Raw genomic sequence first — 772 nt, forward strand, 5'->3', positions numbered from 1 at the left:
TCTCCTGCAGCCGCCTGCAGTCAGGAGCATCCTTGTCCCTGCATTTGCAGAACTGTTTCCTGCGGTCTGACGCCTTCAGGCCATAGTCACCTTTCCTGCCTTTCTCACGATGAAGGGAAAAGTCTATGGGCAATGTACTCTTTCCGTCAAAATAGGCCAGCAGCAGAAGCTTGTAACCAAGTACACAACGACCGGCAACATGATCAAACACCTTACTGATGCGCTCCATAGCCATACCAAGTTTCTCCAGTGTTGTATCGTCGATGATAAAACAGGTTGACGAATGCTCTGCTTACGCCTTTTCACGACGGACTATTGACTCAAAGCGCATGCCTATGCCCAGCAATAGACGACGCCAGTCCATCGAGCTGCGGGACATCATGCGATAATAGCAGTTCTTGCCGGTATCGAGCAGATCATAGAAGCTCTTCTTGTAGATGGAATGAATGCTTTCGCCGTTGATACGGAACAGGCACAGTGACAAGATCAGCTGAACCGCCGATATGCCACCTTGTTTCTCCAAAGACAGGCGATGCAGAAGATGCCCCAGACCAAAATGGACAAAATATGTCATGATATCCTCTTCTACGTTATTTTTAACACTCAGAAGTTTGCTCAACTCATGGAAATTGGTTATTTTTGTATGCATAAAAGTTTCTTAATAAAAAGCGTTATTTGTTTGATTGATACTACAAATTTACAACTTTTTTGCGAGAAACTTTTATTTTTACAGTACTGTTTTTAGCCTATTTTATGGGGTGGGAAACTTCAG

General features: G+C 44.2%; 1 protein-coding gene and 1 pseudogene. Both read right to left on the reverse strand.

Going from position 1 to position 772, the window contains the following annotated elements:
• A pseudogene (locus ACYRYG_RS13300) lies at window positions 1–229 on the reverse strand (IS4 family transposase); the annotation flags it as partial.
• A 63-nt stretch (window positions 230–292) separates the two neighbouring features.
• Window positions 293–649 carry a hypothetical protein gene (locus tag ACYRYG_RS13305; protein ID WP_460198488.1) on the reverse strand — a complete coding sequence of 119 codons (357 nt, stop codon included), beginning with the start codon at window positions 647–649 and terminating at the stop codon, window positions 293–295.
• Between the last annotated feature and the right edge of the window lie 123 nt (window positions 650–772).

The organism is Segatella asaccharophila, assembly GCF_054687055.1.